Origin of the sequence: Rhodococcus sp. 06-221-2, from assembly GCF_002258365.1 — a bacterium.
In the GTDB taxonomy this organism is placed as follows: Bacteria; Actinomycetota; Actinomycetes; order Mycobacteriales; family Mycobacteriaceae; genus Rhodococcoides; species Rhodococcoides fascians.
The window spans coordinates 43,515-68,259 of record NZ_NOYJ01000003.1 but is presented as its reverse complement, the minus strand read 5'-3'; the positions used below and the strand labels follow the sequence as shown (position 1 = coordinate 68,259).

At 62.6% G+C, this 24,745-nt stretch carries 23 protein-coding genes; 11 read left to right on the top strand and 12 right to left on the bottom strand.

Going from position 1 to position 24,745, the window contains the following annotated elements; all coding sequences use genetic code 11:
* Nucleotides 1-25: 25 nt before the first annotated feature.
* From CH281_RS00515 to CH281_RS00480, 8 genes are all read right to left on the bottom strand, one after another.
* Nucleotides 26-1,492, bottom strand: a complete 1,467-nt coding sequence (locus CH281_RS00515; protein WP_032365002.1) for a class I adenylate-forming enzyme family protein — start codon at nt 1,490-1,492, stop codon at nt 26-28.
* A complete protein-coding gene (locus tag CH281_RS00510; protein ID WP_015586125.1) occupies nt 1,485-2,228 on the bottom strand; it encodes a TauD/TfdA family dioxygenase in 744 nt (247 codons plus the stop codon). Before CH281_RS00510 ends, CH281_RS00515 begins: the two co-directional genes overlap by 8 nt.
* Nucleotides 2,225-3,385: an asparagine synthase C-terminal domain-containing protein gene (locus CH281_RS00505; protein WP_179274072.1), complete on the bottom strand. Its 1,161-nt coding sequence runs from the start codon at nt 3,383-3,385 to the stop codon at nt 2,225-2,227. The genes CH281_RS00510 and CH281_RS00505 overlap by 4 nt, the downstream gene beginning before the upstream one ends.
* A complete protein-coding gene (locus CH281_RS00500) occupies nt 3,382-4,206 on the bottom strand; it encodes an enoyl-CoA hydratase/isomerase family protein (protein WP_052047791.1) in 825 nt (274 codons plus the stop codon). Before CH281_RS00500 ends, CH281_RS00505 begins: the two co-directional genes overlap by 4 nt.
* Nucleotides 4,203-4,781 (bottom strand): formyltransferase family protein, encoded by a 579-nt coding sequence (locus tag CH281_RS00495; protein WP_032364999.1) that lies wholly within the window; start codon nt 4,779-4,781, stop codon nt 4,203-4,205. The genes CH281_RS00500 and CH281_RS00495 overlap by 4 nt, the downstream gene beginning before the upstream one ends.
* The gene (locus CH281_RS00490; RefSeq protein WP_015586121.1) at nt 4,778-5,965 is read right to left on the bottom strand and encodes an argininosuccinate synthase; all 1,188 of its coding nucleotides are present in this window, start codon (nt 5,963-5,965) and stop codon (nt 4,778-4,780) included. Before CH281_RS00490 ends, CH281_RS00495 begins: the two co-directional genes overlap by 4 nt.
* Complete coding sequence (argH, locus tag CH281_RS00485) at nt 5,962-7,479, bottom strand: argininosuccinate lyase (protein ID WP_052047792.1); 1,518 nt, start codon at nt 7,477-7,479, stop codon at nt 5,962-5,964. Before argH ends, CH281_RS00490 begins: the two co-directional genes overlap by 4 nt.
* A gap of 204 nt (nt 7,480-7,683) precedes the next feature.
* Nucleotides 7,684-8,307 (bottom strand): LysE family translocator, encoded by a 624-nt coding sequence (locus tag CH281_RS00480; protein WP_032364998.1) that lies wholly within the window; start codon nt 8,305-8,307, stop codon nt 7,684-7,686.
* 75 nt (nt 8,308-8,382) lie between these two features.
* Between CH281_RS00480 and CH281_RS00475 the strand changes: the two genes are divergently transcribed.
* Nucleotides 8,383-9,345: a LysR family transcriptional regulator ArgP gene (locus CH281_RS00475; protein WP_015586118.1), complete on the top strand. Its 963-nt coding sequence runs from the start codon at nt 8,383-8,385 to the stop codon at nt 9,343-9,345.
* A gap of 322 nt (nt 9,346-9,667) precedes the next feature.
* Here the strand turns inward: CH281_RS00475 and CH281_RS00470 are convergent, their stop codons facing one another.
* Nucleotides 9,668-10,306, bottom strand: a complete 639-nt coding sequence (locus tag CH281_RS00470) for a TetR/AcrR family transcriptional regulator (RefSeq protein ID WP_015586117.1) — start codon at nt 10,304-10,306, stop codon at nt 9,668-9,670.
* Between the two features lie 98 nt (nt 10,307-10,404).
* Between CH281_RS00470 and CH281_RS00465 the strand changes: the two genes are divergently transcribed.
* The 7 genes from CH281_RS00465 to CH281_RS00435 all read left to right on the top strand — a co-directional run bounded on the left by CH281_RS00465 (nt 10,405) and on the right by CH281_RS00435 (nt 19,984).
* Nucleotides 10,405-12,606, top strand: coding sequence for an MMPL family transporter (locus CH281_RS00465; protein WP_052069823.1), 2,202 nt, complete (start codon nt 10,405-10,407; stop codon nt 12,604-12,606).
* Nucleotides 12,607-12,661: 55 nt separating this feature from the next.
* Nucleotides 12,662-13,744 (top strand): alpha/beta hydrolase, encoded by a 1,083-nt coding sequence (locus CH281_RS00460; protein WP_015586115.1) that lies wholly within the window; start codon nt 12,662-12,664, stop codon nt 13,742-13,744.
* A 271-nt stretch (nt 13,745-14,015) separates the two neighbouring features.
* Complete coding sequence (locus CH281_RS00455; RefSeq protein ID WP_015586114.1) at nt 14,016-14,987, top strand: ScbA/BarX family gamma-butyrolactone biosynthesis protein; 972 nt, start codon at nt 14,016-14,018, stop codon at nt 14,985-14,987.
* A gap of 2 nt (nt 14,988-14,989) precedes the next feature.
* Nucleotides 14,990-15,691 (top strand): HAD family hydrolase, encoded by a 702-nt coding sequence (locus tag CH281_RS00450; protein WP_052047793.1) that lies wholly within the window; start codon nt 14,990-14,992, stop codon nt 15,689-15,691.
* A complete protein-coding gene (locus tag CH281_RS00445) occupies nt 15,688-17,331 on the top strand; it encodes an MFS transporter (protein ID WP_015586112.1) in 1,644 nt (547 codons plus the stop codon). Before CH281_RS00450 ends, CH281_RS00445 begins: the two co-directional genes overlap by 4 nt.
* A complete protein-coding gene (locus tag CH281_RS00440) occupies nt 17,328-18,989 on the top strand; it encodes an FAD-dependent monooxygenase (RefSeq protein ID WP_015586111.1) in 1,662 nt (553 codons plus the stop codon). Before CH281_RS00445 ends, CH281_RS00440 begins: the two co-directional genes overlap by 4 nt.
* On the top strand, nt 18,986-19,984 hold the full coding sequence (locus tag CH281_RS00435; RefSeq protein WP_015586110.1) for an aldo/keto reductase: 999 nt from the start codon (nt 18,986-18,988) through the stop codon (nt 19,982-19,984). The genes CH281_RS00440 and CH281_RS00435 overlap by 4 nt, the downstream gene beginning before the upstream one ends.
* An 842-nt stretch (nt 19,985-20,826) precedes the next feature.
* Here CH281_RS00435 and CH281_RS00425 read toward each other — a convergent pair.
* Together CH281_RS00425 and CH281_RS26685 are read right to left on the bottom strand one after the other, a co-directional pair.
* A complete protein-coding gene (locus CH281_RS00425; protein ID WP_139278538.1) occupies nt 20,827-21,294 on the bottom strand; it encodes a hypothetical protein in 468 nt (155 codons plus the stop codon).
* Nucleotides 21,295-21,395: 101 nt separating this feature from the next.
* Nucleotides 21,396-21,560 (bottom strand): hypothetical protein, encoded by a 165-nt coding sequence (locus tag CH281_RS26685; protein ID WP_155289035.1) that lies wholly within the window; start codon nt 21,558-21,560, stop codon nt 21,396-21,398.
* Between the two features lie 307 nt (nt 21,561-21,867).
* On the opposite strand from CH281_RS26685, the gene CH281_RS27170 reads away from it, so the two are divergent.
* Both CH281_RS27170 and CH281_RS27165 read left to right on the top strand, forming a co-directional pair.
* Entirely contained in the window at nt 21,868-22,491 is a 624-nt protein-coding gene (locus tag CH281_RS27170; RefSeq protein ID WP_230591901.1) for a hypothetical protein, read from the top strand.
* Nucleotides 22,492-22,529: 38 nt separating this feature from the next.
* The gene (locus CH281_RS27165) at nt 22,530-22,895 is read left to right on the top strand and encodes a histone-like nucleoid-structuring protein Lsr2 (RefSeq protein ID WP_015586104.1); all 366 of its coding nucleotides are present in this window, start codon (nt 22,530-22,532) and stop codon (nt 22,893-22,895) included.
* Between the two features lie 351 nt (nt 22,896-23,246).
* On the opposite strand, the gene CH281_RS00415 is transcribed toward CH281_RS27165, so the two are convergent.
* The gene (locus tag CH281_RS00415) at nt 23,247-23,876 is read right to left on the bottom strand and encodes a TetR/AcrR family transcriptional regulator (RefSeq protein ID WP_015586103.1); all 630 of its coding nucleotides are present in this window, start codon (nt 23,874-23,876) and stop codon (nt 23,247-23,249) included.
* Between the two features lie 311 nt (nt 23,877-24,187).
* Here CH281_RS00415 and CH281_RS00410 point away from each other — a divergent pair, with 311 nt between their 5' ends.
* Entirely contained in the window at nt 24,188-24,709 is a 522-nt protein-coding gene (locus CH281_RS00410) for a hypothetical protein (RefSeq protein WP_015586102.1), read from the top strand.
* Nucleotides 24,710-24,745 lie beyond the last annotated feature (36 nt).

The following is a 24,745-nucleotide window of genomic DNA, read 5'->3' as shown; positions in this document are numbered from 1 at the left end:
CTTTCTGATCCGTGTGATGTCGAACTCAGGACGCTCTGCACCATGCCAGCAATGCGCGCCGGTCGGGCTTGCCGACAGACGTTTTCGGCCAGTCGGACATCAGAGTGATCTTTCCGATGAGACCGCAGCTGTTCATCACTTCGGTGACGCGAAGGTGGATTCGTCCGAGGTCTGCCCCGGTGGGTGCCAGGCGGCACAGTACTGTCGTCGGTGTGTCTGCTCCTGTGGCCGTTGGGGCGAAGACGACGACCTCGTCGACCTCGTCGAGTGCGGTGATCTCGTCGACCAGGACGCCTGCCGAACAGAGTTGACCGTGGTTGTTTGTCCATACGTCATCGATGCGGCCCAGGACGTTGATGGCACCGTTGTCGTGGACCATCACCGCGTCCCCGCTTCGATACCAGCCGTCCGTGAATGCGCTCTGTGTACGGTCCGGGTGTCCCCAGTAGCCTTCGGCTCGGTGCGCTCGGCGGAATTCGGGCTCGCCCACTCGATAGGTATCTGCGTCGATTCCGTGGATGGGGCGCACTCGCATCTCCACCCCGGGTAGGGGCCGCAGTTCGGCCGCGCTCTGCAACTGTGGCCGCAGATCTGCGCACATGATGCCGCACTCGGTGGCCCCGTAGAGCCTGCGTAGGTGGACCCCGCACCGCTGGTGGATCAGTCGCGCAGTGGTCGGCGTCAGGAGAGCCCCGCCCGTCAGTGCGGTGGTCAGGTGTTCACCCATTCGCTCCGATGCCGCCGGTGACGCTGCGATCGCGTCGTAGTGCGAGGGAAGGGCGCTCATATAGGTACCGTTCCAGTCGCAAATCGCTCTCGCGTGGGCAGAGGCCGGGAGACCGGCGTCGAGGTGCACCGTGGGTGCTCCCGAGAGCAAGCCCGCGAGAACGTGAACGTCCATCCCGTGCGCGAAATCGAGGGGGTGGATGTTGATGATCACATCGTCGGCTGTCAGACCGAGCTGCTGGCACCAGTCGGTGCGGTCGGCGAACAGCGATTCCTCGGTCCAGTACACCCATTTCGGCTCACCACTCGATCCGGATGTTTCGAGGATTCTTCCTCGCACGGTGTCGTGCTCGGTCACGTCGCATTGACGCGTTGGGTTGCAGTATCGGAGCTTTCGGGTTGCTGCATCGAACACGGAGGCCAGTTCGGGCAGGTCGGGGTCGATGTCGTGGTCGGTAATGGCGTGCCAGCGGCGGCCCAGTGCGCTCAGTCGGTCCCATGCTGGATGCCGCGTCCGGCTCGCCAGGTGCACGCCGCCGGCGGCCATCGTTCCCAGTAGTGCTGCAACGAAGTCTGCGGCCCCGGGGTGATGATCGACGACGACCACGTCGCCTTCGTCGATCACCGGTGCCAGTGCATCACGCCATGCCATCGCCGCGGCCGACAGCTCCCCGAACGTCGTATGGCGTCGTCCCTGGTGAAGTGCGTCCTGATCCTGTTGGGGCATGCTGTTCAGTGCGGCGAGGAACCCTCGCGCGTCAGACATTGATCTGTCCTCGGAACAAGTGTCTGACGCTGCCCGGTTCGATCGTTGTCCGCCCGTGCAGAACCTGTTCGTTGTCGAGGACGAGAAGATCACCCGGGGCCCAGTCGTGCGAGTAGAAGCTGGTACTGCCCCGCAGGTAGGAGTCGAGCCGTGCGAAGACGGCCCGGCTGTCTTCTTCGGTCGAGCCCGCCAGACGGACCGACCATCCTGCGGGGGTGGTCCGTTCCTCGGTGAACGGGAGTGCCACGTTCAACCGCGTTGTCCCCGTTGCTGATCGCACTGCAGGTGGAATCGACAGCCAGCGGTGCGCGACGTCGGGAAAGTGGGATTGGTCGGTGACGTAGTACTCCCAATCCACGTCGGTCACCGTGCTCAGGTCCGGTGGGAGTGTTGCATCGAGTAGATCCGATTGCAGACAGAGTTCTGTGCGTCCGGATCCTGTGGGCTGATCGACTGCATTGCAATACAGCGCAATGTATTTGGGACAGGTCCCGACAAGTGTGCCGTCGGTGTGCAGAGGCAGGGCACTGCGCCCGGTGACGACGCGGTCCGGTAGCGGGCTTGCGTCGAGATCGAGCAGACCTGCGCTTCCGGTGCCGAACCGATGTGTGGCGAGAGTCCCGAGCCCCTGCACGAAGACCTCGAAGTCGCTTCTGCCGAAGTCGACGTCGCCGACCAGAGCGAATCCATCCCGGGTGGCCACTGCCGCGAGATCTCCGGGATCGGTGGCCGTCACCGCTGCTCACCGCCGACCGCAACATCGTGGTTTCCCAGAGGGACCTCATCGAGGGTCTGTGCCCGGATTTGGGCACAGACGGCAGCCAGTTGTTCTCCGAGCGCGCCGTCCAACCCTGCTGACAAACCCGCCCCTTGGTGGATTGCGACTTTTCTCCCGAACGCAGTCTCACGGGGCAGTTGGTAGGCCGCGAGCTCGCGGAGGTAGTACTTTTCGATGCCGTCGACGGTCTTCAGCTGAGCGGGGACACTCTGTTGAAGGTGCAGTAGAGCAGGACTCCAGTACGGGTGGTACATGCGCGGCCCTGGGGTGAATTGGCCGGTCACCATCATTCCTGATGCGCTGGCGTCGTCGATACGTTCGTTCAGATCGCCGGCGACTGCGCCCATACCGAAATCGCTTCCGGCGTTGAGCAGATCGCTGCCGAGTCCGGTCACGAGGTCGGCACCACATGCTCGCGCCAACTCGAAGGCCACTGTCACCAGCAGATGCACGGTGATGACTTCTGCATCATCGGATTGAGTGTGCTGCATGCGCGGGTAGATCGCCGCTGTCGATTCCTGTGCGGTGACGTCGATGACGTCGAGCGGCAGACCGACGTGGCGCGCTGTTCGAGAGGCACCGTCGATTTCGTCACCCCAGGGTGTGCGGAGGGTCAGTGCACGGACGTCGGCACCGGCCCTCCACAAGTAGGAGGCGAGGAGTCCGGAGTCGACACCACCGGAGAGCAGTAAGCGAATGGGACGACCCGACGATGCGATTTCCGTTGCTGCAGTGCGTAATCCATGGTCGAGCCACCCCATGGCCTGTTCGAGCGAACACCCTGGGACACCGCCCGACGGCGACGATCGGGGGACAGCGCGGTGCACCGACAACTCTCCGTCGGCGGAGCAGACCAGAGTCGTCCCGGGGCGAAGTGCCGTGGTGGTTCCTGCGCGGTGACCGACACTCGCGGCGGTCGCCGCGAATTGCGCTCCCACCGCCCATGTCCGTGCATCATCGGTGCGGGAGAGAAAGACTCGGCATTCGCCGTGCAGCGGCGTCGTGATCATGACTGTTCCGTCGTTGCGGTTCAGAACGGGGCCGGTATGTCCGCCAACACGGCGGATGCGGCCGCTGTGCGAAAAGACGACCCACCCATGATCGGTTGGGGTCATGGGTTGTCTCCGACAATTGTGCGCATCTTCTGTTGGGCCGCATCGCCTGCAGCGAACCCCGCTCGGTGGCCGGCTATTGCTGCAATACGGGCTCGTTCCATGTCGAGCAGCAGATCGTGGTTGACGAACGCCTTGGTGCGGGCAAACGGCACCGATTGGTACTCGGCCAGTGCCTGTGCTCGGGTGCATCCTGCAGCGAGCGGGTCACTATGGGCTGCAACGAGTTCATCGAGGAGGCCGTCGGAGAGTGCGGTGGTACCGAGCCATCGATCGCACCCGATGATCATTCGATTCGCCACGGCAGGCCCTACTCGGCGTTGCAGGAGCGGAGCTCCGAGTATGCAGGAGATACCCAACTTGAGCTCGGGCATACGGAGGTCCGACGTCGACGTTCCGATGCGCCAGTCGGCGCACAGTGCCAACTGAAGACCGATGCCGATGCAGTATTTGTCGATGACTGCCACGGTCGGTTTCGAGATCGACAGAACTGCTCGATACATGTCCACGCAGGCGTCGATCCATCGGTTGACCTCGGAGCCTCCCGTGAAGTCCTTGACTTCGTTGAAGTCACCGCCGACACCGAAGGATCGACCGTCTCCCCCGTACAGAACCAGCCCCTCGACATCCGGGGTGTCCCCTAGCTGCCAGACCAACTCGGTGATGCCGCGCATCTTGTCTGTGGAGAACGTGTTGTGTCCTTCACCGTCGAATTCGATGATCGCCAAGGGGCCGTTGCGAACTGCAGTACCGCCATGGGCTTCGGGCGACCTGGGCCGATCGTGGGGCTCGTGGGTGGCGGAGGGTGAGTGCAGTGTTCTCACGCTTCGACCAGCTCCCCACGCTTTCGGCGGTCTGCGTCGAGGGCGCGGCGTGTGTAGAGACGTTGTCCCCATTGTTCGCTGTGATCGGCGCTGATAGCGGTGCCGTTGCATATTGTGGTGACGATTCGATGGAATTGAGCCAGTGCGGCGGCGGCGGTGCGTTCGCTCAAGCTCGTCTCGGATTCGCCTGGGACGATGTCGAATCGGTCGACTGCGATGATCGGACCGCCATCTACCTTCGGGGTGATGATGTGGCAGGTGGCCCCGAATTGCGTCTGGTTGTCGTCGATCGCGTAGCGATATCCGCCGATCCCTCGGTAGTTCGGGGTCGCCGGGTGGAAGTTCACGGCCAGTTCCCGCACTCGATCGAGTGTGGCCTCGGACAGGATGAAGTCCGATTTGAAGGACAGAAGCAGGTCGCACCCGTGCCACTGATCGAACGATCGAGTTACTGGATCGCCGTAGTCCCAGGCAAACCAGTCGACGTCGGCGAATCTGCGGCGGAGAAAGTCGTGGGCGAGTTCGCCCCACCGTGATCCGTCGGAGATGAGCAGAACAGAGCGGGTGTCTTTCATCGAGTGACAACTCCTTCGGTGAGTGGGAGAGCCCAGCAGTACGCGAATCCGGCACCTGCTTCGTGTAGAAAGGTGTCTGCCTCTTCGTAATCGGCCAGAGCCGAGCTGTATCGGCCGTATTTCGGGGACGTCCGGCCGATGCATCGAGCGGAGCCCTTGTACAGCTCGACGGTCACTGTGCCCGTCACGCGGTGAGCCAGACGGGCGCAGTAAGCATCGAGTGCTGCACGCAGATCGGTGAACCAGTAGCCGTAGTAGACCAACTCTGCGTACTGGTCGGCGATGGACCGCTTGTGGTGGAGCGTCTCTCGGTCCAGTACGAGTGCTTCGAGATCGGTTCGTGCAGCGAGAAGAACTGTTGCAGCGGGTGCTTCGTAGATTCCGCGGCTCTTGAATCCGACGATGCGGCTCTCGAGAATTTCGGTACGCCCGATACCGTTCGCGGCCGCTGTGTCCCCGAGTTCGCTGACCAGGTCGATCAGGTCGAGCTTGCGGCCGTCGAGAGCGACGGGGATGCCTGCTTCGAACTCGATCGTGATCGTTGTTGGACGATCCGGTGCCTGCACCGGCGCGGTCGTGATCTGCCATGCATCGGGCGGTGGAGCGTGGTCGATGAGGTCGAGATCCCCGCACTCGATGCTGGTGCCCCAGATATTGGTGTCGATGCTGTACGGCGTCGTCTTGCTGACACCCACATCGATACCGTGACGATCGGCGTAGGCAATTTCGCTACCGCGGGAGGTCATTTCCCAATCGATGACAGGTGCGAGGATGTCGAGCTCGGGAGCCAACGCCCGCACGGAGGTGTAGAACCGGACCTGATCGTTTCCCTTGCCCGTGGCACCGTGAGCGACTGCGGATGCACCGCGTTCGCGAGCGATGCTGACCAGCCGCTCGGCGATCAACGGTCGAGACAACGGTGCAGCCAGAAGATATTTTCCCTCGTATGCAGCGCCGGCGGCGAGAGCCGGGATTGCATAGTCGTGGAGGAACAGGTCTCGGACGTCTTCGACGATAACTTCCGACGCGCCGGCCGCGGTTGCGCGCTTCGAGACGGCCTCGAGGTCCTCGATTTGGCCGAGGTTCGCGCAGTACGCGATGACCTCGGTCTGATAGCGCTCTTTGAGCCAGTGCACGGCAACGGATGTGTCCAATCCGCCGGAATATGCCAGGACGATGCTCATACCCCGACCTCCATCGCGAGTTCGGGCACGCTCACGCCGCCGACGACGGATCGCGCTGCTCGTAGGCATTCCGCCTTCGCCTCCCAGAGGCGGGTTCTGGCTTGCCGGATTTCGGCGAGTCTGTCGGTCACGTCGGCCAGGCCTTGCTCCTGCTGTTCGGAGACCCGCGTCGGTCCGGTGGATCCGGCAGAGATGTAGCTGCGCAGTGTGTGGAGCGGATCGCATATCTGCTTCATGTCGACCTCACTGATGTCGATGTCGTGTTCCTCGCGGAGGAAAGTGGTGGTGAACGCGACGTTGCGCAGGGTGTGACCGGCTGCGAGGGCGGCGTTGACGAGGTCACCGGTGATGCGGTGGGCTGTGCGGAAAGGAACGTCGAACCGAGAGACCAAGATGTTGGCGATCTCTGTCGCGGTCGAGAAGTTGTCCCAGCACAGGGCTCTGCCGCGAGCACCGTCGAACGCGGTGTGCAGGTTCTGGCGTCGGCACAGGCGAATGGTGTCGAGGTACGTATCGAGGGCGCCCCAGTAAACCGGTTTGTCCTCCTGCAGGTCGCAGCTGTACCCGAGACCGACCGACTTCTCCATCACCAGCAGTTGCACCAGCGCACCCACCGCGCGACCGGACTTCCCTCGCGCCAGTTCTGCAACCACCGGATTCTTCTTCTGCGGCATGATCGAGCTACCGGTCGCGAACGAATCGTGCACTTCGGCGAGAGCGTATTCGTTCGAGCTCCAGGTGACGATCTCTTCCTGCATGCGAGATAGATTCACAGCACCGCTGGCAGCTGCGCCCGCTACTTCGACTGTCCAGTCCCTCGTCGACGTCGCATCGAGCGCATTGACCATCGGTGCATCGAACCCGAGAAGCCGGGAGGTGTAATCGCGGTCCAGGGCGAATGTAGTTCCGGCGAGCGCACACGCGCCGAGCGGATTGATGTTGATGCGCTTCCAGGCATCCATCAGTCGGGAGGCATCACGCAGCAAGGCCTGTGCGTGCGCAGCCTTCCAAAATGCTACCGAAATCGGTTGCGCTGCCTGCGAATGCGTGTAGCCGGGTAGAACTGCTTCTCGTTCCGACTCGGGGCACCCGAGCAGATCCTGCACGAACATGAGCAGTTCTTCGCTGGCATCGAGCAGCCACTCGCGGGTGACCATGCGTGCGTCGGTCTGCACCTGATCGTTTCGGGACCGTGCGGTGTGCATGCGGCCGCCGACGGGTCCGATCCGTTCGATGAGCATGAATTCGGTGTTGAGGTGCACATCTTCTTGTCGGACGTCGAGCTGCAATCCACCGTCGGCTCGGCTGCTCTCCATGTCGAGCAGCCCAGCGAGAAGCGCTTTGGTGTCGGGTTCGGTGTTGATTCCCGCGCGACCGAGCATCAGAACATGAGCGATGTTCTGCCACAGGTCGTGTTCGAGCATTCTGCTGTCTACCGATGCTGTCTCTGTGTAGCGAAGTACATCGTCGGTGATATCGGTGGAGAATCTTCCACCCCAGAGCTTTTCGCTCATTGATCGGTACCCCTCTGTGTGCGTGATGGTTCGGTTTCGGTACAGGAAAGTTCGGGTTAGGGCACGGCAAAGCCAAGACCTGGCGGGATTGGACGGCCCGGGGCGCGGACCCGGGCCAAGGCGTCGTTACACAATCAAGTCAGGTCGGGCTCGGGTCGAGTAGTTGAAAGAGCGAAGGGAGAAGGGCTCGGACGGCGGGGGTGTTTACTCGAAGGCCAGCCGGACGCCGAATCCCACCAGAACAACACCCAGTCCACGCTCGAGCCACGCCCCCAAGCGGCCCTTCTCCAAGAACCGGCGAGCGGACGAGGCAAGAAGTGCGTACGAGGACAGACATATCAGCGCCACCACGAACTCGATCGACATGAGCAGCATGGACCAAACGAAAACGTTCCCGTCGCGCGGAATGAACTGCGGCAGCACCGCCAGGTAGAACGCACCCATTTTCGGATTCAACAGGTCCGCGACGAAACCGGTCATGAACGCTCGCGACCACTTCGGCTGGTGCGCGTTGTAAGTCGCGGCATCGACGTCGGTGAAGCTGCCCTTGCGCTGCCAGATACTCTGAATTCCTAGAAACACCAGGTAGGCGGCACCTGCGATACGTACCGCGTCGAATGCCCCGGGGACGCTGGTGAGCAAGGACGCCAACCCCACGGCCGCAGCGATGCCCCAGGCCATCGACCCCGTCGCCGCACCCAAAGCTACGGCGATGCCGTGACGCACACCGCCGGTAAGCGAGTGCTTGACCGCCAACATGACGTCAGGACCTGGGATTATTCCGAAGACGATAGCGACGGGGAGATAGGCCAGAACGGGGTTGTTCACGGCAAGAACGGTACGACCGCTCCAGCATCGATGCACGTTTCCTAAGTATCGCTGATCTAGGTTTAGTATTTGTGGATGTACAACCACGATCAGCTCGCCACACTTGCCGCGATCTGCGATTCAGGGTCGTTCGAGGGAGCTGCAACGGCGTTGCACATCTCGTCTTCTGCAGTCAGCCAACGCATTACCGCGCTCGAACGAGCGTCGGGGGCCGCGCTGCTACAGCGAACCAGGCCGGTACTACCCACCAGAAACGGGCAAGCCCTGCTCCGACTCGCGCGGCAGATCGAAGTCCTCACCGTCGACGCCGACGCTGAGCTACGCGGCGGCTCAACGACAACGAATACTGCTGCACCGCTGCGCTTTTCACTTGCTATCAATGCCGATTCGGTCTCGACGTGGTTCCAACCGGTGATGAAAGCGATAGCCGTCGACCGACGGATACTGCTGGACCTCCACATCGAAGATCAGGACCATACAGACGCTCTACTGCGTCAAGGCGCGGTCATGGCCGCCGTGACGACCTCACGCACCGCAGCACCTGGCTGTACGGTCGAACCGCTCGGAGCCATGGTCTATTGGCCCGCGTGCGCACCCTCACTCATTCGCGACGCCGACTCCGACGGTTGCGATCCCAGCCGCCTCCCGATGCTGCGATTCGACAAAAAGGACGACCTGCAACACGCCTATCTACGCAAGATCAAGGCGCACCGTGAGCCCCCGATCCACTACCTCCCATCGAACCGCGAATTCCTGACTGCAGCTCGACTCGGACTCGGGTGGGGCGTGCTACCGGAAGGACAAATCGCACGCGACCTCGCCGACGGGACACTCGTTCACCTCGACCCCGACCACAACGTCACCATTCCCCTGTATTGGCAACGATGGCACCTGCCATCCGAAACCCTCGACAGAATCACAGGCTGGGTACGCGATGCTGCACATAACGCATTGATCGACACACCCAAAGAACGAAAAACAGCGAACCGTCCCCCAGGTCATGCGGTGACCGGCGCGGCAACACCGGAACCTGCGTGAGTCCGGCGGTCATCGGTCCAGCTGTGACGGCTAATTGCACACCCTGATTGGACCAAAGTTGCGGCGATGCACGCCGGTCGCATGGTCCGCCGCCGGGTGCGCGCCTAAGGTCGCCGATCGCTGACCGAGCATACGACGCGGGGCGTTGAGCCTCGACCGAATGCTCCACCACGCATCGAAGTATCGATCGGCGCGGATCCCATAGTGTACGAAAAGCAGTGATTGCTGGCAGCACAACTGAAAAACGTCAAAACAGCTACTGCTGCAGCTTTTTTCAGACTGGGAGTACGCACGGCCTGCGGCGGCGCGGGTCTCTGTTCCGTCAGGGTGAGGCGAGTGCCTCGGACAGGTAACGAATCAGTGCCGCCTTGAGCTCGGTCACGAGCTGGTCCTTCTTGTTAGTTTTTTCTGCGGCGATGACGGGCATCATTCCGCGGGTGATCTGCAAGGCCACCAGCGCGTGGAGGTCGATGCGTTCGCTGGACAGGGTCGGTGCGAGTGCGGCCAAGGTCTGGGCGACCCTCTGGGAGAGTTCGCTCTGCAATGGTACGACTGCGGTATACAGGGCAGGCTGGGTATCTGCTCGCGAGAACAGTTGCAGGAAAGCCGGATTGGCCGCATTGAAGGCGACCATATTGTCGACGGCCCGGTCGATGAACTGCGGTAGAGATTCCACGAAGCCGTCCGGTCGCGGATCGACCGCGGCCGATTGGGCGTCGGTCAACTCCACGACGTAGCGTTCCGCCAATGCTGCGGCGATGTCTTCCTTGTTTCTGAAGAACTGGTACAGCGAACCCGGTGACATGCCCGATTTGCTGGCGATAGCGTTCGTGGTCGCTGCGTCGAACCCGACTTCTCCGAACAACTCCTCCGCACCGTCGAGGATCGCAGCGATGCGCTTGAGTCCGCGATCCTGACGCTTGGGTGCAGGAGAGGTAGTTGGCGTCGAGGTATTCGGCATGTGAACTCCAGGCTTTCCGGTAGACAAGACGAGCTTTCGCTCGTATTCTCGCAAATCACGAGCAATCGCTCGTATCCACGGTAGCAGGGGGACCCGCGATGCCCACCCGATTCGCCACAACTCGACCCGGCCTCACCCTCGTAGTGGCCGGCGTCCTCTTCCTCGTGCTCGCAGCAGTCGCTGCCGGTGCGATGAATGCACTGTCCCTGAACAGGTTCGAGGCGACCAACGCCCCGTCTGCGGCAGCCGAGGCGCTGCTCAACGACACCTTTCAGACCGGCACACCCAACATCACCATCCTCGTCACCGCGAAGACCGGCGACGTCGACAGCTCGGCCGTCGCCGCGGACGGGTTACGTCTGACCGAGTTCGTCGACACCTTCCCCGGCATCGACGACACATGGTCCTACTGGACCGAAGAGGTTCCGACCCTCGCCGCCGGGGACGGCAGCTCGGCGCTGATCCAGGCGTGGGCACCGGGCGACGCCACCGAAATCCGGCAACAGGTCCTTCCCGCTCTCGACGAGGCACTCAGCCGGTCGGCTACCTCGAACATCGACATCGCTCTCGGCGGCAGCGACGAGGTGTTCCGCTCCGTCGCAGAACAATCCAGGACCGACTTTCTCCGAGCAGAGCTGATCATCGCCCCGCTGGTGATCGCACTGTTGTGGGCCGTCCTACGGCGGCTCCGTCTCGCCGCAGTGGTCTTCGCAACCGGACTGTTCTCCGTCGTCGGCACCCTGGCCATCATGCGCGTGGTGGCAGCCTTCACCGAAGTATCGACCTTCGCGGCGAACATCGCGCTGGTGATGGGCATTGCACTCGGCGTCGATTACGGACTGTTCCTGATCTACCGCTTCCGAGAGGAAGCCCGCCGCACCGCTGACCTGACGTTGGCCGTGCAGCGAGCAGCGCAGGCAGCCGGACGCACCATCATGTTCTCCGGCGCCACCGTCGCCGCGTCACTGGCCGTTCTGCTGGTCTTCCCGTTCCCGTTCCTGGCCTCGTTCGCCTACGCCGGGATAGCCGTCGTCGCCACCGCCGTGCTCGCCGCTACGGTCGTACTCCCGGCCGCATTGGTGCTGCTCGGGCACCGCGCCTTACGGCGCAAGGAACCGGACACCGACGGAAGTACCGTGTGGCGGCGGATCACCGTGGCCACGACCGGCCGACCTGCAGTGTTCGCGATCGCCGGTGTGGTGATCTTGATACTGCTCGGAGCGCCGGTACTAGGCGTTCGGTTCGGCGCACCGGACGATCGCATCCTGCCGCAGTCGGTTCCGGTCCGCGCCCTGTACGACACCATCCGCGACGACTACGCCAGCGAGGATGCAGACGCAATTCTGCTCGTCGCACCGACCATCGCACCGGACGGCCTCGCTCGGTACGCCTCCGATCTCGCAGCACTGCCCCAGGTGCTACGAGTGGACAGCGCACTGGGCACCGTCGAACCCGACAGGGCGCTCACTGCTCCACCGAACGGCGCCGTCCGTTTCACTCCCGACACCGCAGGCAGCTACCTCTCGGTGGTACCGACTCGCGAATCACTGGACGACAGAGCCGGATTCGTCTCCGCGGTACGGTCGGTGGAGCCTCCCGGCCAGGTACTCGTCGGCGGCTCACCCGCGATGCTCGACGACTACACCGACGGCGTCACCGCCCGGCTCCCGCTCGTGGCCGTGCTCATTGCACTGATCACCTTCGCCATTCTGTTCGTGATGACCGGATCGATCATCGCCCCCATCAAAGCCACCATTCTGAATCTGCTGTCACTGACGGTCATGTTCGGTGTCCTGGTGTGGGGTTTTCAGAACGGCAATCTTGCTGGGCTGCTGGGTTTCACCCCTACCGGTGCCATCGAGCCGAGCATCCCCATCCTGATGTTCTGCATCGCCTACGGCCTGTCGATGGACTACGAAGTCTTCCTGCTCTCGCGCATCAAAGAAGAATTCGACCGTACCGGAGACAATCGCCAATCCATCATCGATGGCATCTCACGCTCCGCACCCGTCGTCACCGCAGCAGCTCTCATCCTGGCCGCATCCTTCGCCACCTACGCCACTTCCGGGGTGACCTTCCTTCAGCAACTCGGAATCGGCATGGCACTGGCGGTCCTGATCGACGCCACCGTCATCCGAGCGATCCTCGTCCCCTCCATCATGGCCCTGACCGGCCGCTGGAACTGGTGGGCACCGCGCCCACTGGCACGCCTGCACCAGCTCATCGGCATCACCGATGCTCCACGCGTCGATACACCTGGTACCGAAGTCGACCCTGGAAGACCCAAAACCCCTGTATGAGCACTGCACTCGCACGCTCCCAGCCACCACATCCCCGCCCCGATCGGAGTACCCCATGCTCGACAGCCGCCATCACCCCCTCTCACGGCTCCTCGCCGCGATTGCGATAACCGTCGCGTCGACCGCCATCTTTCTCGGTGGAACGGCCATCGCCTCCGCGCAGCCGACCCGATCGGACGTGATCGACGTACCGGTGTCCTTCACAGTCCGCAACACCAACGACACAGCCGTCCCGTGCACCGCCGACGGCGGAACCTACACCATCCGTGGCCATCTCACCGCTCCCGCAGAGGGTTTCGGCAACGCCATCACCCTCTACGAACACGGCATCGCAGCCGGCGAATGGTACTGGCGTCTTCCAGTCGAGGGATACCACCACACCTACGAAATGGCCGCTCGCGGACAGACCTCACTGACGATCGACAGACTCGGATACGACACGAGCGACGCTCCGGCAGGCGGGGCCATGTGCGTGGGGTCCCAAGCAACGATGGCCCATCAGATCGTCCAAGCGCTGCGTACCGGCACCTATCAATGGGATGCATCCGGAACGGCCCCCACCTTCGGGCACATCACCCTCGCCGGCCAGTCGAACGGCGGGCAGATCGTCCAGATCGAGGCCTACACCTTCGACGACGTCGACGCTCTCGTCGTCATGGACTGGGCCGATCGCGGACTGACACCCGAGGCCTACGTCAGATTCTTCGCCGCCACACCACGCTGCCTCACCGGAGGCTCGGCATCGGAAAACAATCCCGCCGCCAAGGGCTACACCTTTTACGACCAAGGAACCACTGAATTCGTGACAGGAAACTATGCCGATACCGAACAACAAGTAATCGATACAGCAGCGCCCTATCAGAACCAACACCCGTGCGGCGACATGCTTTCACAAGGCCCCGGAATTCTTCTCGACCTGGCCAAAATGTCGAGCATAGACATTCCAGTTCTCGGCCTCTACGGACAGGACGACGCACGCGTGCAATTCGGTGACGAACATATTGCATCGTTCACCGGAACATCGGACAGAAAGGCGATCACGATTCCTCACGCAGGCCATTACATGGGCCACGCACGGAACGCCGCCATCGTCTTCGACTCGCTCGACCAGTGGCTCGACGCCCGACAACCCCACTGACCGCATCAGATCGGCATCAAATAGCTGAACGCACTATTGCGAGCCTGTGCACTTAACCGTGTGCACAGGCTCACAATAGTGCTCGAATTACTGGCGGTATATCTGCGCTCGAACTGAAATTATATTGTTACGGGAATCACTTTCCGAACATTTGGAATTAACGTGAAAAGAATTGACTTATCGAAAACGTGGCGCTGTACTTGAAACCACGTACCGATCGGTGCGTTTCGCACAAAGCAGAAAATCTGCGACCACCTTCCTGGGGGAAGAAATGACTGTCACCACACCACCGTTCGATATCGCCAGTGAACTGACATTCGATCGCACTGTGCCGCGAAGCCTCGTCCACCGCGCAGCTGTCAGCGAGGTCTTCCTCACCGACGCTGCTGCGACGGGCGAGAACCGATTCGTCGTCGCCGCGCAGCTACCGCGAGGGCATGCCCTCTACAGCGACCGACTCGACGACCGGTACGACCCCATGATCCTCGTGGAGGCATGCAGGCAGGCCTCGATCCTGATCAGTCACCAGTTCTACGGAGTACCCAAGGACTGGGCGTTCGTCTTCCGCAAGGCCTCGGTGTCGGTGACCGACCTCGCTGCCCTCCAGGTCGGGGAAACACCGGGCCGGTTGGTCATCCGAGTCGAATTCGAGAAGCGGTTCCACGTCGAGGGGTACCTGACCGGGGCAGTCGGTAGGTACCAGACCGTTCTCGACGGCGTGCCTGTCGGCGAATTCGTCGGATCCCTGAGCTTCATGCCCAAGCAGATGTTCGCCGAGATGCGCGCGGCCGGGCGGGCAGCGAAGAACACCCCCGATCAGCCGTATACCTCTGCCGCCGTTCCGCTTCCGCCTGCACGCGTTGCCCGGCGGGACTCGAAGAACGTCGTCATCGCCTCCACCGGCACCGAACACCCCGACACGACGTACGAGGTCGTCGTCGACAACAACCACCCGTCGCTCTCCGATCACAAGGTCGACCACGTCTCGGGGATGCTCTTGACCGAAGCGTGCAGGCAGGCATCGGTGTGCGCCGTCCTCGACACCCACTCACTGCCGGAATCGTCGGTCGGTTCCCCGGTGCGCTACGACATCCAGTTCCTCGACTTCGCCGAACACGAGCTTCCTGTCTACTGCCGCTTGATCGACACCGCACCCACCGAGTCCGGGACTGGGATCGTCGCATCTTTCGAACTCGTCCAGGGTGACGTCGTCATCGTCCGCTCGCAGGTCGAGGTGGGATGACGATGTCCGACAACAGTATCGACACCGGTCCCCTCGTTCTCGTCGTCGACTACGGCGGCGTCCTGACCAACCCCATCGCCGACACCATCGCGGCGTTCACCGAGTACATGTCCGTGCAACCGGAGGACCTGATGGGTGCCCTGTTCACCGCGCACGATGACCCGGACGAAACGATCATGGCCCCGCTCGAACGCGGCGAAATCACCGAAGCGGCCTTCCTCGACCGAGTCGGATCGGCACTGGAAACCATGACCGGACGCGCTATCGACCTGTCACAGTTCCGGCCGGCATGGTTCTCCGGCCGGGTCCCCAACTCGGAACTTCTCGACTACTTGCACACGCTGAAATCCGAAGGACGAACTCTGGGACTGTTGACCAACAACGTCCGAGAATGGGAACCCGAGTGGCGAGGAATCGTCCCCACAGGCCTGTTCAGCGTCGAGGTCGTCTCCGCGAACGAAGGTGTCCGCAAACCCGAACCCGAAATCTACCGCCGGACGACCGAACGACTCGGCGTCCCTGCCGCTCGATGCCTGTTCGTCGACGACGACCTACGCAATTGCCAAGCCGCCCGAGCGCACGGAATGCAGATACATCACTTCACCGACACCGCGGGAGCCATCGAGGCAATCGACGCCTGGTTCGGACGCCAGCAGCCGGCCGCGCAACCCACCGCGGACGCGCTCCTCGAGGAGTCCGCATGAGCACCCCCGAACCGCTGCAGTCGGCCCCCGAACGCTGGTGGACGCTGACAGCGGTCTGCCTCGGAACATTCATGCTCTTCTTGGACCTCACCGTCGTCAACGTCGCACTGCCCGCGATACAACGAGACCTCTCGGCCAGCTTCGAGCAGTTGCAATGGGTGATCGACGCCTACGCCCTGGCACTGGCCGCGTTTCTGCTCACCGCCGGCTCGATCGCGGACAGACTGGGCCGCACCCGGATCTTCGCCGTCGGCGCGCTGGCCTTCACCCTCGCGTCCGTGGCTTGCGGTCTCGCTGGGTCAGCAACTCTGCTCAACGCAGCACGTGGAGTTCAAGGCCTCGGCGCGGCCATCATGTACGCCGTCGGCCCAGCGATGATCGCAGCGACGTTCCACGGCCGCCAACGAGGAACCGCCTTCGGCATCTTCGGGGCCACCTCGGGCATCGCCATCGCTGCGGGACCGTTGATCGGAGGCATCCTCACCGAAGTGGACTGGCGATGGGTGTTCTACCTCAATATCCCTGTGGGACTGATCATTCTGGCCGTCGTCGCTCTGAAAGTCCGGGACCACCAGACATCGACCGCGCGCCGCGGTCTCGACCCCCTCGGTCTGGCACTGTTCTCCGCAGGTCTGTTCGCGTTGATCTTTGCAATCATCCGGGCACCCGTCGTGGGATGGACCGACCCACGTACCGCGGTAGCGTTGGCGGTCGGTGTGCTCGCCCTCCTCGGCTTCGCTGTGGTCGAGCGCCGCGTCCGCAATCCCATGCTCGACATGGTCCTGTTCGGAAACCGTTCCTTCAACGGCCTGTCCGCGGCAACGTTTGCGATCAACTTCGCCGTCACGGCCACCATCTTGTTCTCGGTGCTGTGGATGCAAGGCGTGCTGGGCTACTCGGCTATCGAGACCGGATTGAGGTTCCTGCCGCTTACCGGCGTCCTGCTGATATCCGGTGCCGTGGGCGGAATACTGAGCGCCCGGATCTCGACATCGATTCTGATCGGAATCTCGCTGTTGTGCACAGGAATCGGGTTTCTGTTGTTTCGATTCGCGGACGTCGGTGACAGCTGGACGGCGTTGTTACCGGGGTTTGTGATCGCGGGACTCGGTATGGGACTACACAATCCACCCCGTGCGAGCGCGGCAGTGGCTCTCGTTCGGGCCGAAGACTCAGGGATGGGAGCTGGGATCAACGAGACATTCCAGCAGGTCGGTGCGGCATTGGGCGTGGCGGTACTCGGAGCTTTGGCTCATCGCACCATCGAATCCGAACTCGACACCGCGTACGGATCCGCCCTGACTCCGGCCCAGCTCGACGCCACCGTCGACGCCGTGGCCTCCGGGGCCGTCGCGGCGCTGCAAGAGACCGGGCAGGACGTTGGGGTGGCAGCAGAAATCGCGTTCATCTCGGCGCTGCATCAGGTCACGACGATCGCGGGAATCGTCACCCTCATCGGTGCGATCGCGGCATTCACCCTCATCAGACGCAAGGACTTCCTCGTCGACCCCGCGGCAGCAGACCCGCACGCAGCGGCCTCTCCCCTACCCCGCGACGCGCCGTCCACCGGATACGAGGACGTGATCTCGGCCGAACAATCCAGCCTCGCCCCGCCTCGCCCGTCAGGAGTCCGGACATGACCGAGCACACCGTCCTCATCGTCGGCGCGGGCCCCACAGGTCTGACGCTTGCTTGCGAGCTCGCCCGCAGGAACGTCGACCACATGATTATCGACGGCAAGTCGGGGCCCTCGACCGAACCGAAAGCCCTCGTACTCTGGAGTGCCGCCCAGGAGAGCCTGCGCATCCTCGGTGTCGATCCCGCGGTATTCGATGCCGGCGTCACTCTCGACCGAGCGTCGTACTGGTCGAAAGGGTCACAGATCGGCCACGTCGACTTCACCGGCCTCGACCAGCCCGGCCTGCACAAACCCCTGTCCCTTCCGCAGCCCCTCGTCGAGGCAGCTCTCCTCGAGCTCTACCAGGCGCTGGGAGGTACGGTCCGCTGGCGGCACAAGTTCCTCGGTGCCCTCGATCCGGACCCTGCCGGGCCCAGCGACGGGGCGAGGGCGTCATTGGTCGGTCCGAGCGGAATCCGCTTCACCACAACAGCAGAGTGGATCGTGGGCACCGACGGTGCACACAGCACCGTGCGGAAAACAGCGGCCATCGACTTCGACGGCGACAGCTACGACGACGCTTTTCTGCTGGTGGACGGCACCCTAGAAACCGATGGGTCGGTCGGGGAGGCTCAGTACCATCTCCACCCGGACGGGGTGACGGTCGTCGTCCCGCTCCCAGGTGGTGGACACCGGGTATTTCTCGGACACCGTCAGTCCGCTTCCCCTGCGCTCATACCGCCGACTCAGATCACCGATCGCGCCAACATCATGCTCGGCCAACGCGGCCTCGGCCGCTTCCGGGTCAGTAATGTGCTTTGGCAGAGCGACTTTCGAGTACACCGGAGACTGTCCTCGCGCTACGTGTCGGGCCGATTCATCCTTGCCGGCGACGCTGCACATATTCACAGTCCTGCGGGAGGTCAAGGTATGAACACCGGAATACAGGACGCGGCGAATCTCGCGTGGAAACTTGCAGCAGTAGCGGTCGACGGAGCCGATGCAGCACTACTCGAAACATATGAACTCGAACGACGACCCGTCGCAGAATCGGTCGCCGCGATGACCGATCTTCAGACGAAACTGTGGACAACTCGTGCTGCCGTTTCGCGGTGGATCCGCGACCGAATCCTCGGAATCCTCTCGGCGACAGGGCTCCTCACCCGGCGTGTCGTTCCTCAACTGGCGCAGATCGATACGGCCTACGGCCCGTCAGTGGCCCGCGGGGGCGGGCGCGGTCGAACCATCTCGCCGGGCAAGTTCCTGCCCCCGCATCCCGTCCAGTTCGACGGAGAGGTCGACAAGTTGCTGCCCGACCTCCTCGATGACCGACGAGTCCTGGCGCTGGCCACCATCACCAGTATCGACGAACTCCGGGCCTTACATGCCATCCTCGACTCGTGGGGGTCGCGGCTGCACGTCGTGGTCGTGGTCCACTCCCCCACCACACTTCTGAGCGCAACTCCCACCGTGATCGACACCCACGAGATCGTTTCGAGCGAGCTCGGACAGGGCGGTGTCGCTGTCGTGCGTCCCGACCGCATAGTGGGCATGACCGGCTCGCTGCAGAACCCTGCAGCCATACGGACCTACCTCACCGCAGTGGCCGGACCCGCGGACACACAGGCAGTCGAACGCGGTCGACCCGAAACGAGCGCCTCCAAGGAGACAGCATCATGACCGACTTCCCACACGTGAACCTCGGAACAGGCCTCGAAGTATCCGCACTCGGATTCGGCGGCATGGCATTGACCTCGATGTACGGCGAATCCGACCCCGACCAAGCACTGAAGACCCTGCATCACGCCGTCAACCTCGGCATCGACTTCATCGACACCGCAGATGTGTACGGCCTCGGGACCAACGAGGAACTGATCGGCAGACTCCTCGCCGACCGTCGCGACGAGGTCACCGTCGCCACCAAATTCGGTATCGATACCTCCGTAACCGAACCCGGCCGCAGAAGCCGCGGAGACAGGGCTTACGTCCGCCAGTGCATCGACAACAGCCTGCGTCGCCTCGACGTGGACGTCGTCGACCTCTACTACCTTCACCGGGTCGACCCACACATCCCGATCGACGACACCATCGGAGCGATGGCCGAGCTCATCGCCGACGGAAAAGTCCGGCACATCGGAGTATCGGAAGTAACCGCCCCCGAACTAGAACGAGCGCACCGGACCCATCCGCTCGCCGCGGTCCAGTCCGAATGGAGCTTGTTCAGCCGCGACGTCGAGAACGCCATCGTCCCGACCGCAGCTCGACTCGGCATCGGATTCGTTCCCTACTCCCCACTGGGACGCGGAATGCTCACCGGAAAAGTGAAACAGGAACAGCTCGGCGACAACGACTTTCGGCGGTATCTACCCCGCTTTCAACTCGACGCATTCGAAACGAACACCGACGCCCTCGCCCCATTGACAGACATCGCGTCACAGCACGGATCCACGCCCGCCCAGATCGCATTGGCGTGGCTACGGGTGAAAGGTACACAGTTCGCGCTGCCCGTCGTTCCGATACCCGGCACTCGGAATGCGGATCGGGTCACCGAAAACGCGGGCTCGGTGCACATCGAACTCACCGCGGACCAGCTCGCCGTCCTCGACACCCTCGCCGACGCCGTCACCGGAACCCGAGCACCCGACATGAGTTGGGTATCAGCCGGCCGCGAATGACACGGGCACAACTGCACGGCACAGCCGCATTCCCGCCCCGTCGATCAGATCGACGGGCGGGAATTGTGCCGCCGGGAACCGGAGCGTCACTGCGCCGAAATGCCCGAATTGCGATGACTCCAACTACGGCCACGACGAAAGCGCCAGTGGCCCAGGGGATCCACGCGGGGTTGGCTCCCAACACGCTTCCCGTGGTCAACAGAAGAGTGACCCACACGGTTGCGGCGACGATATTCAACACCGCGAACCTCGAGAACGACAACGAGGAACCCGCAGCGAGACGTGGCCCCAAGGTCCTCGCGCCTCCGACGAAATGCGTGGTCACTGTCCCGACGCGCGCATCCCCCGAAAACAACTGACGTGCCCGAGCAAGCACCCTGTTGATCAGGCGCGCAAAGCGGCCTGCGCCGGCGATATCAGCGCGACACGATCCACGCCTGATGGACCGAAAGGCCAGCTGAGCCCCTGCTGTCGACGAAGCGATCAGGACGATCGCCGTCACGACGGGATCAAGTTCGCCCAGCCCCACGAGAGCACCGACCGCCAGAACCGTGCCAGTACCCGGGAGGAGAAACCCGACGAGCAAGCCGGATTCCACCAAGAGGATTGCGGCAGCCACGAGCAGAACCATCGGAGCACACCAGGAAGCGATTGAGGCTATGACATCGATGAACAGATCCATCAGATCCCCACGTCCAACGGTGACGGCCGCTGCCATCAAATACGAGTATTAACTCGTAGAATACCATTCGTCTGGATTCGCCGCCTGCGATAGCGTGACTACCGAGACAGAACTGCGGGGCTCAGGTGTGGCCCAGCGCAATAAGCGGCTGCTTCAACACCTACTCGCCTCTGAGCGTTGCCGACACCGATTCCCGTCCGCTTCTGCGGTCGAACGCCGCGAAGCAATCGGCGACAGCGTGCGCCCGATCCAGCGCCGAAGGAAATTCCGCGAGCTGCACATTCCACAATTCGCAGCACACCTCCAGCCGCGGAATGTTGGTTGCGGGGATCCCATGGGCACCGGCGGTCAACGCCGCGATATCTGCGGGCAGGTGGTGCCAACGCGACCGGACACCATGCCGGTGAAAGACCTTGCTCAAAAATGCCGCATGGATCTCCGGATCTGCGCCGCCGAGCGTGTTTCCAGCCAACACATCACTGAGCGCCGCGAGCTCCGTTCCAATGGTCAACGCGTCATGCTGCGCCTTTTCCACCAGCCGTCGACGGTGGTATCCGCTGAGCTGCAGGAATGTTGAATCCGCCCGTTCGAGCTGTGCCGATGTCAAAGGCAGCGCGAGATCCCACACCCTCCCGGATGCACCGTCGATCGCGGCGAGCTCGAAGGCCTCGTGAGCCTCGAACGACGGCCCCGTGGTGTGGACGTCAACAACGACGAGCTGCCGGCCCCTCATCCCCGCAACTCCCCCTGCCACACCGAATCGATACACGGCACACCCACGCCGGCAGTATCGACGTCGAATTCGGTCATCACCGCGGCGAACCTGTCCACGACGTGTCCTACGGCGTCCCCGCTTCCGTCGACGTTCACATCTCCACCGCTCTTGTCTCGCATGATCATTCACCCCCACCGATAGGCCAAGGCCCCTGTTGGCTGTCTCTGTCGATGCACACTAGCGTCAGGACCGGACACCACGAACAGCTCGAATTCTCATCCGCAGGCCAACGGGTCTGCCGTTCAAACGGTTGTCAGCCCTAACTACCAGTGACATCGCCCCCCAACACGAGGACCATCAGAAGCGGCCTGGCCGCAACGACCAGCTCAGCGGGTTCGCGGTTGCACCTCAGGTATCTCCACCCGTCGATTTGAGTCAAGGACGACGAGTTACAGCGGGGGCATGTGCCTGCTGCGACGAACACTCGTGGAGGTTCAGATGGGCGAAATAAAATGCCGACCGTTAATCCTGATCAGGGGGTTCGGCGGCGTCGATGTCGCTGATGATCAGCGTAGTGCGTATCAGGGATACAACGACGGCACGGTCTACCCCACCAAGCGTGGTGACAACTACATCTACGAGGGCTTCCTGCTCCGCGCACTGAAAGCGAAGAGGTACCGCTACACAGACGCGACCAACGTTGTGGGCTACTACGCGCAGAATGTCGAAGGACCCGCCGACACGGGCGAATACGACCCCTCTGATGTAGGCGGCAGCGTTGTCATCGATCCGCGCACGGCCGCGCGCGTTCTCAACGAGGCCACTTCCGGGACGATATGGGTGTACCGATTTTACGACCTCTCGCCGCGGACCCTGGCCCGATACGCGGAAGGGCTGGTCCGCCTCATTTCCCTGATCGAACGGTCGTCAGAACAGCACAACCAGACATTCGACGGCGTCGACGTCATCGCCCGACTAGTAACTTGGGCTTCATCGCCGACCACGAATGGAGCGCTGCCCATAATCGCACTCTCTCGATCCTGCATCCGAACCACGCGCGCCGCACCCACAGTTGTCACGACCACGCAGACCCGTTATACGCTCACTTAGCTGTCTTCCATACATTTTTGCGAGAGGGTTTCTTCACTGTGGCCAAGCTAGAAACGATTCAATTGGTCGACGACATCGACGGATCGGTCATCGACGACTCCGGTGAAACGATCGAGTTCGCGGTCCAGGGCGTCGAGTACGTGATCGACTTGAAAGCAAAGAACGCCAGCGAGTTTCACAGAAAGCTCGACTACTACATCAAGCACGCCGCGCGGGTTGGCGGACGCAAACGTAAACCCTTCCCCGCAACCGCGTCGACGCCTTCGACAGCCGGGACACCGGCCAAGCGTGACCCGGCGCAGACTCGCGCAATTCGGCAGTGGGCGGCGGACAACGGTCACGAGATCGGCGATCGAGGCCGCATCCCCACCGACATCGAAGAGGCGTACAACGCCGCACACTGACAGCCCAGGAAACTCACCTGGCACGTCATCGAACGCCGGATCACCGACGCGCTCCGAACGATGTTGGTCACCGGCTCGACTACCCGAAAGGGCGATTCGGATGTGCGCACGATCGGCTCTGCGATCAGCGGGTGCAGCGGCGATACCCAGTCTGCTGCCGACTGACGTAACAGGCCCAAGGCAAAGACCGCGTCCGGTGTCCGGGCGACCACCCCTGAAGGGCTCACACACATCTCTCGTACGCCGACACCGGTGCCCCACGACAACGTGAGCTGGCCCGGCTCGTCGCCCACTACCGGCCGCGGGTAACCGGCGGAGATCAAGGCTTCCCGGAGTCCCCGCCACCGCTGTTCATACCGCCACTGCACCGGCAGCCGCGATCACGGGCCCCGTCAACCGCAGGACGGTGTCGAGATCGCCGCCGTCACCGAAGCCCCCCGGCCCGGCGGTGGTCGTCACGCCGCACACGATGGCCATGACAGCATCGGCAGTGTCCACCGATATCGTCGGCAGCCTGCCGTTGCTGGTCAGAAGGGCCAGGACCGCGGCCCTGAGAGGGTGGTAGGTCGCGGCCCGTGCGACGTCCTCGTAGTGGAGGTCGGTCCACAACACCGCTGCTGCCCTCAGAGACCAATACCGTTTCGCATGAGTGAAGTAGCCGCCGAGCAAGTCCTGAACATCGGCCACAGTGTCTCCTGTAGACGGGCGATGCGCCCGGAGGAACTCGCATTGTCGAGCAGCCTGGTCGACCACTGCATGAACAACAGCGTCCTTCGATGGGAAGTGGAAGTACATGCCCCCTTTGGTCACCCCTGCAGCCTGTATCAGGTCGTTGACCGTGACGCCGCTTCCCCCACATGCGATGGTTCGAGCCGCACCGGTAATCAACGCGTCACGGGTCCGTTGCGCACGTTTCTGCGGAGGACGCGCGCGATGCTCGGCATTCTCCCGCTCCGAAACCTTCTGATCGGCAACCGTCATGTCACACTCTCTCCGGTCCATCGCCACATAGGACTGCCTTCTACTCCGATTCGCACGCGCGGATCCGACCATCTGTCGGCGACCGAAGCACTACCGTCCCTAGGCGAGGAATTTCGCCATTCCAAAGTCGATCGGCTCCAACAGTCCACGATTATGCCTGCGGAGGTGGACACTTCGAGCACCGGCAAATATTCGGGAGTCGGAACATCTGCTGCCGCGTGAGGCGCAATAGGTACGGAAAAATCTCTCCTTTTTCACCACTCACGTTGCGTCAACCGACCCCAAGTTCTGGATCCGAATACTGTTACGAAATGGATATCAGTGGTGTGGCCTCGATTATCGGAGCTCTCGGTATCGGATCCTTTGCGGGCCAGTACCTGATCGGCAGTCAGCAACGCCGTCAACTGCGTAGCGAGGTTCTCCGGCACTTGGCGAGCACCGAACGCACCCGATGGGCAGGGTCGTCGTCCACTGATCCGTCGTTTCAGCACTTCAAGGACAGTGTCCGCGAGCTTGAGACGGCCGCGATCATTGCACGGGTTCCGCGACGGCCACTGCGTTTGTACATCCAACTGGCCACTGTGGCGCGCCTGACGAGCGACGACGACGTAAAGCAGAAAGACGGTCAGGAAGAAGCCGGGGGAATCAACACTGCGCTGGGGCGATGTGTGCGCTTGTCAGCAGCGCAGCTCAGTCGACTGATGTGGTCGCCGTGGCTCGCCAGAGCAGGCATGAAGCGACGGGTAAACGCGATCGAACGAGAAGCTCAAGGCCTCGACGCTGAGGTCCTCGATGCGGTGGACAGGGCCAAGCAGTTTCACACCTACTACTGAAGCTGCAAAGGGGTTGGTAAACCCGAATTGCAGTTC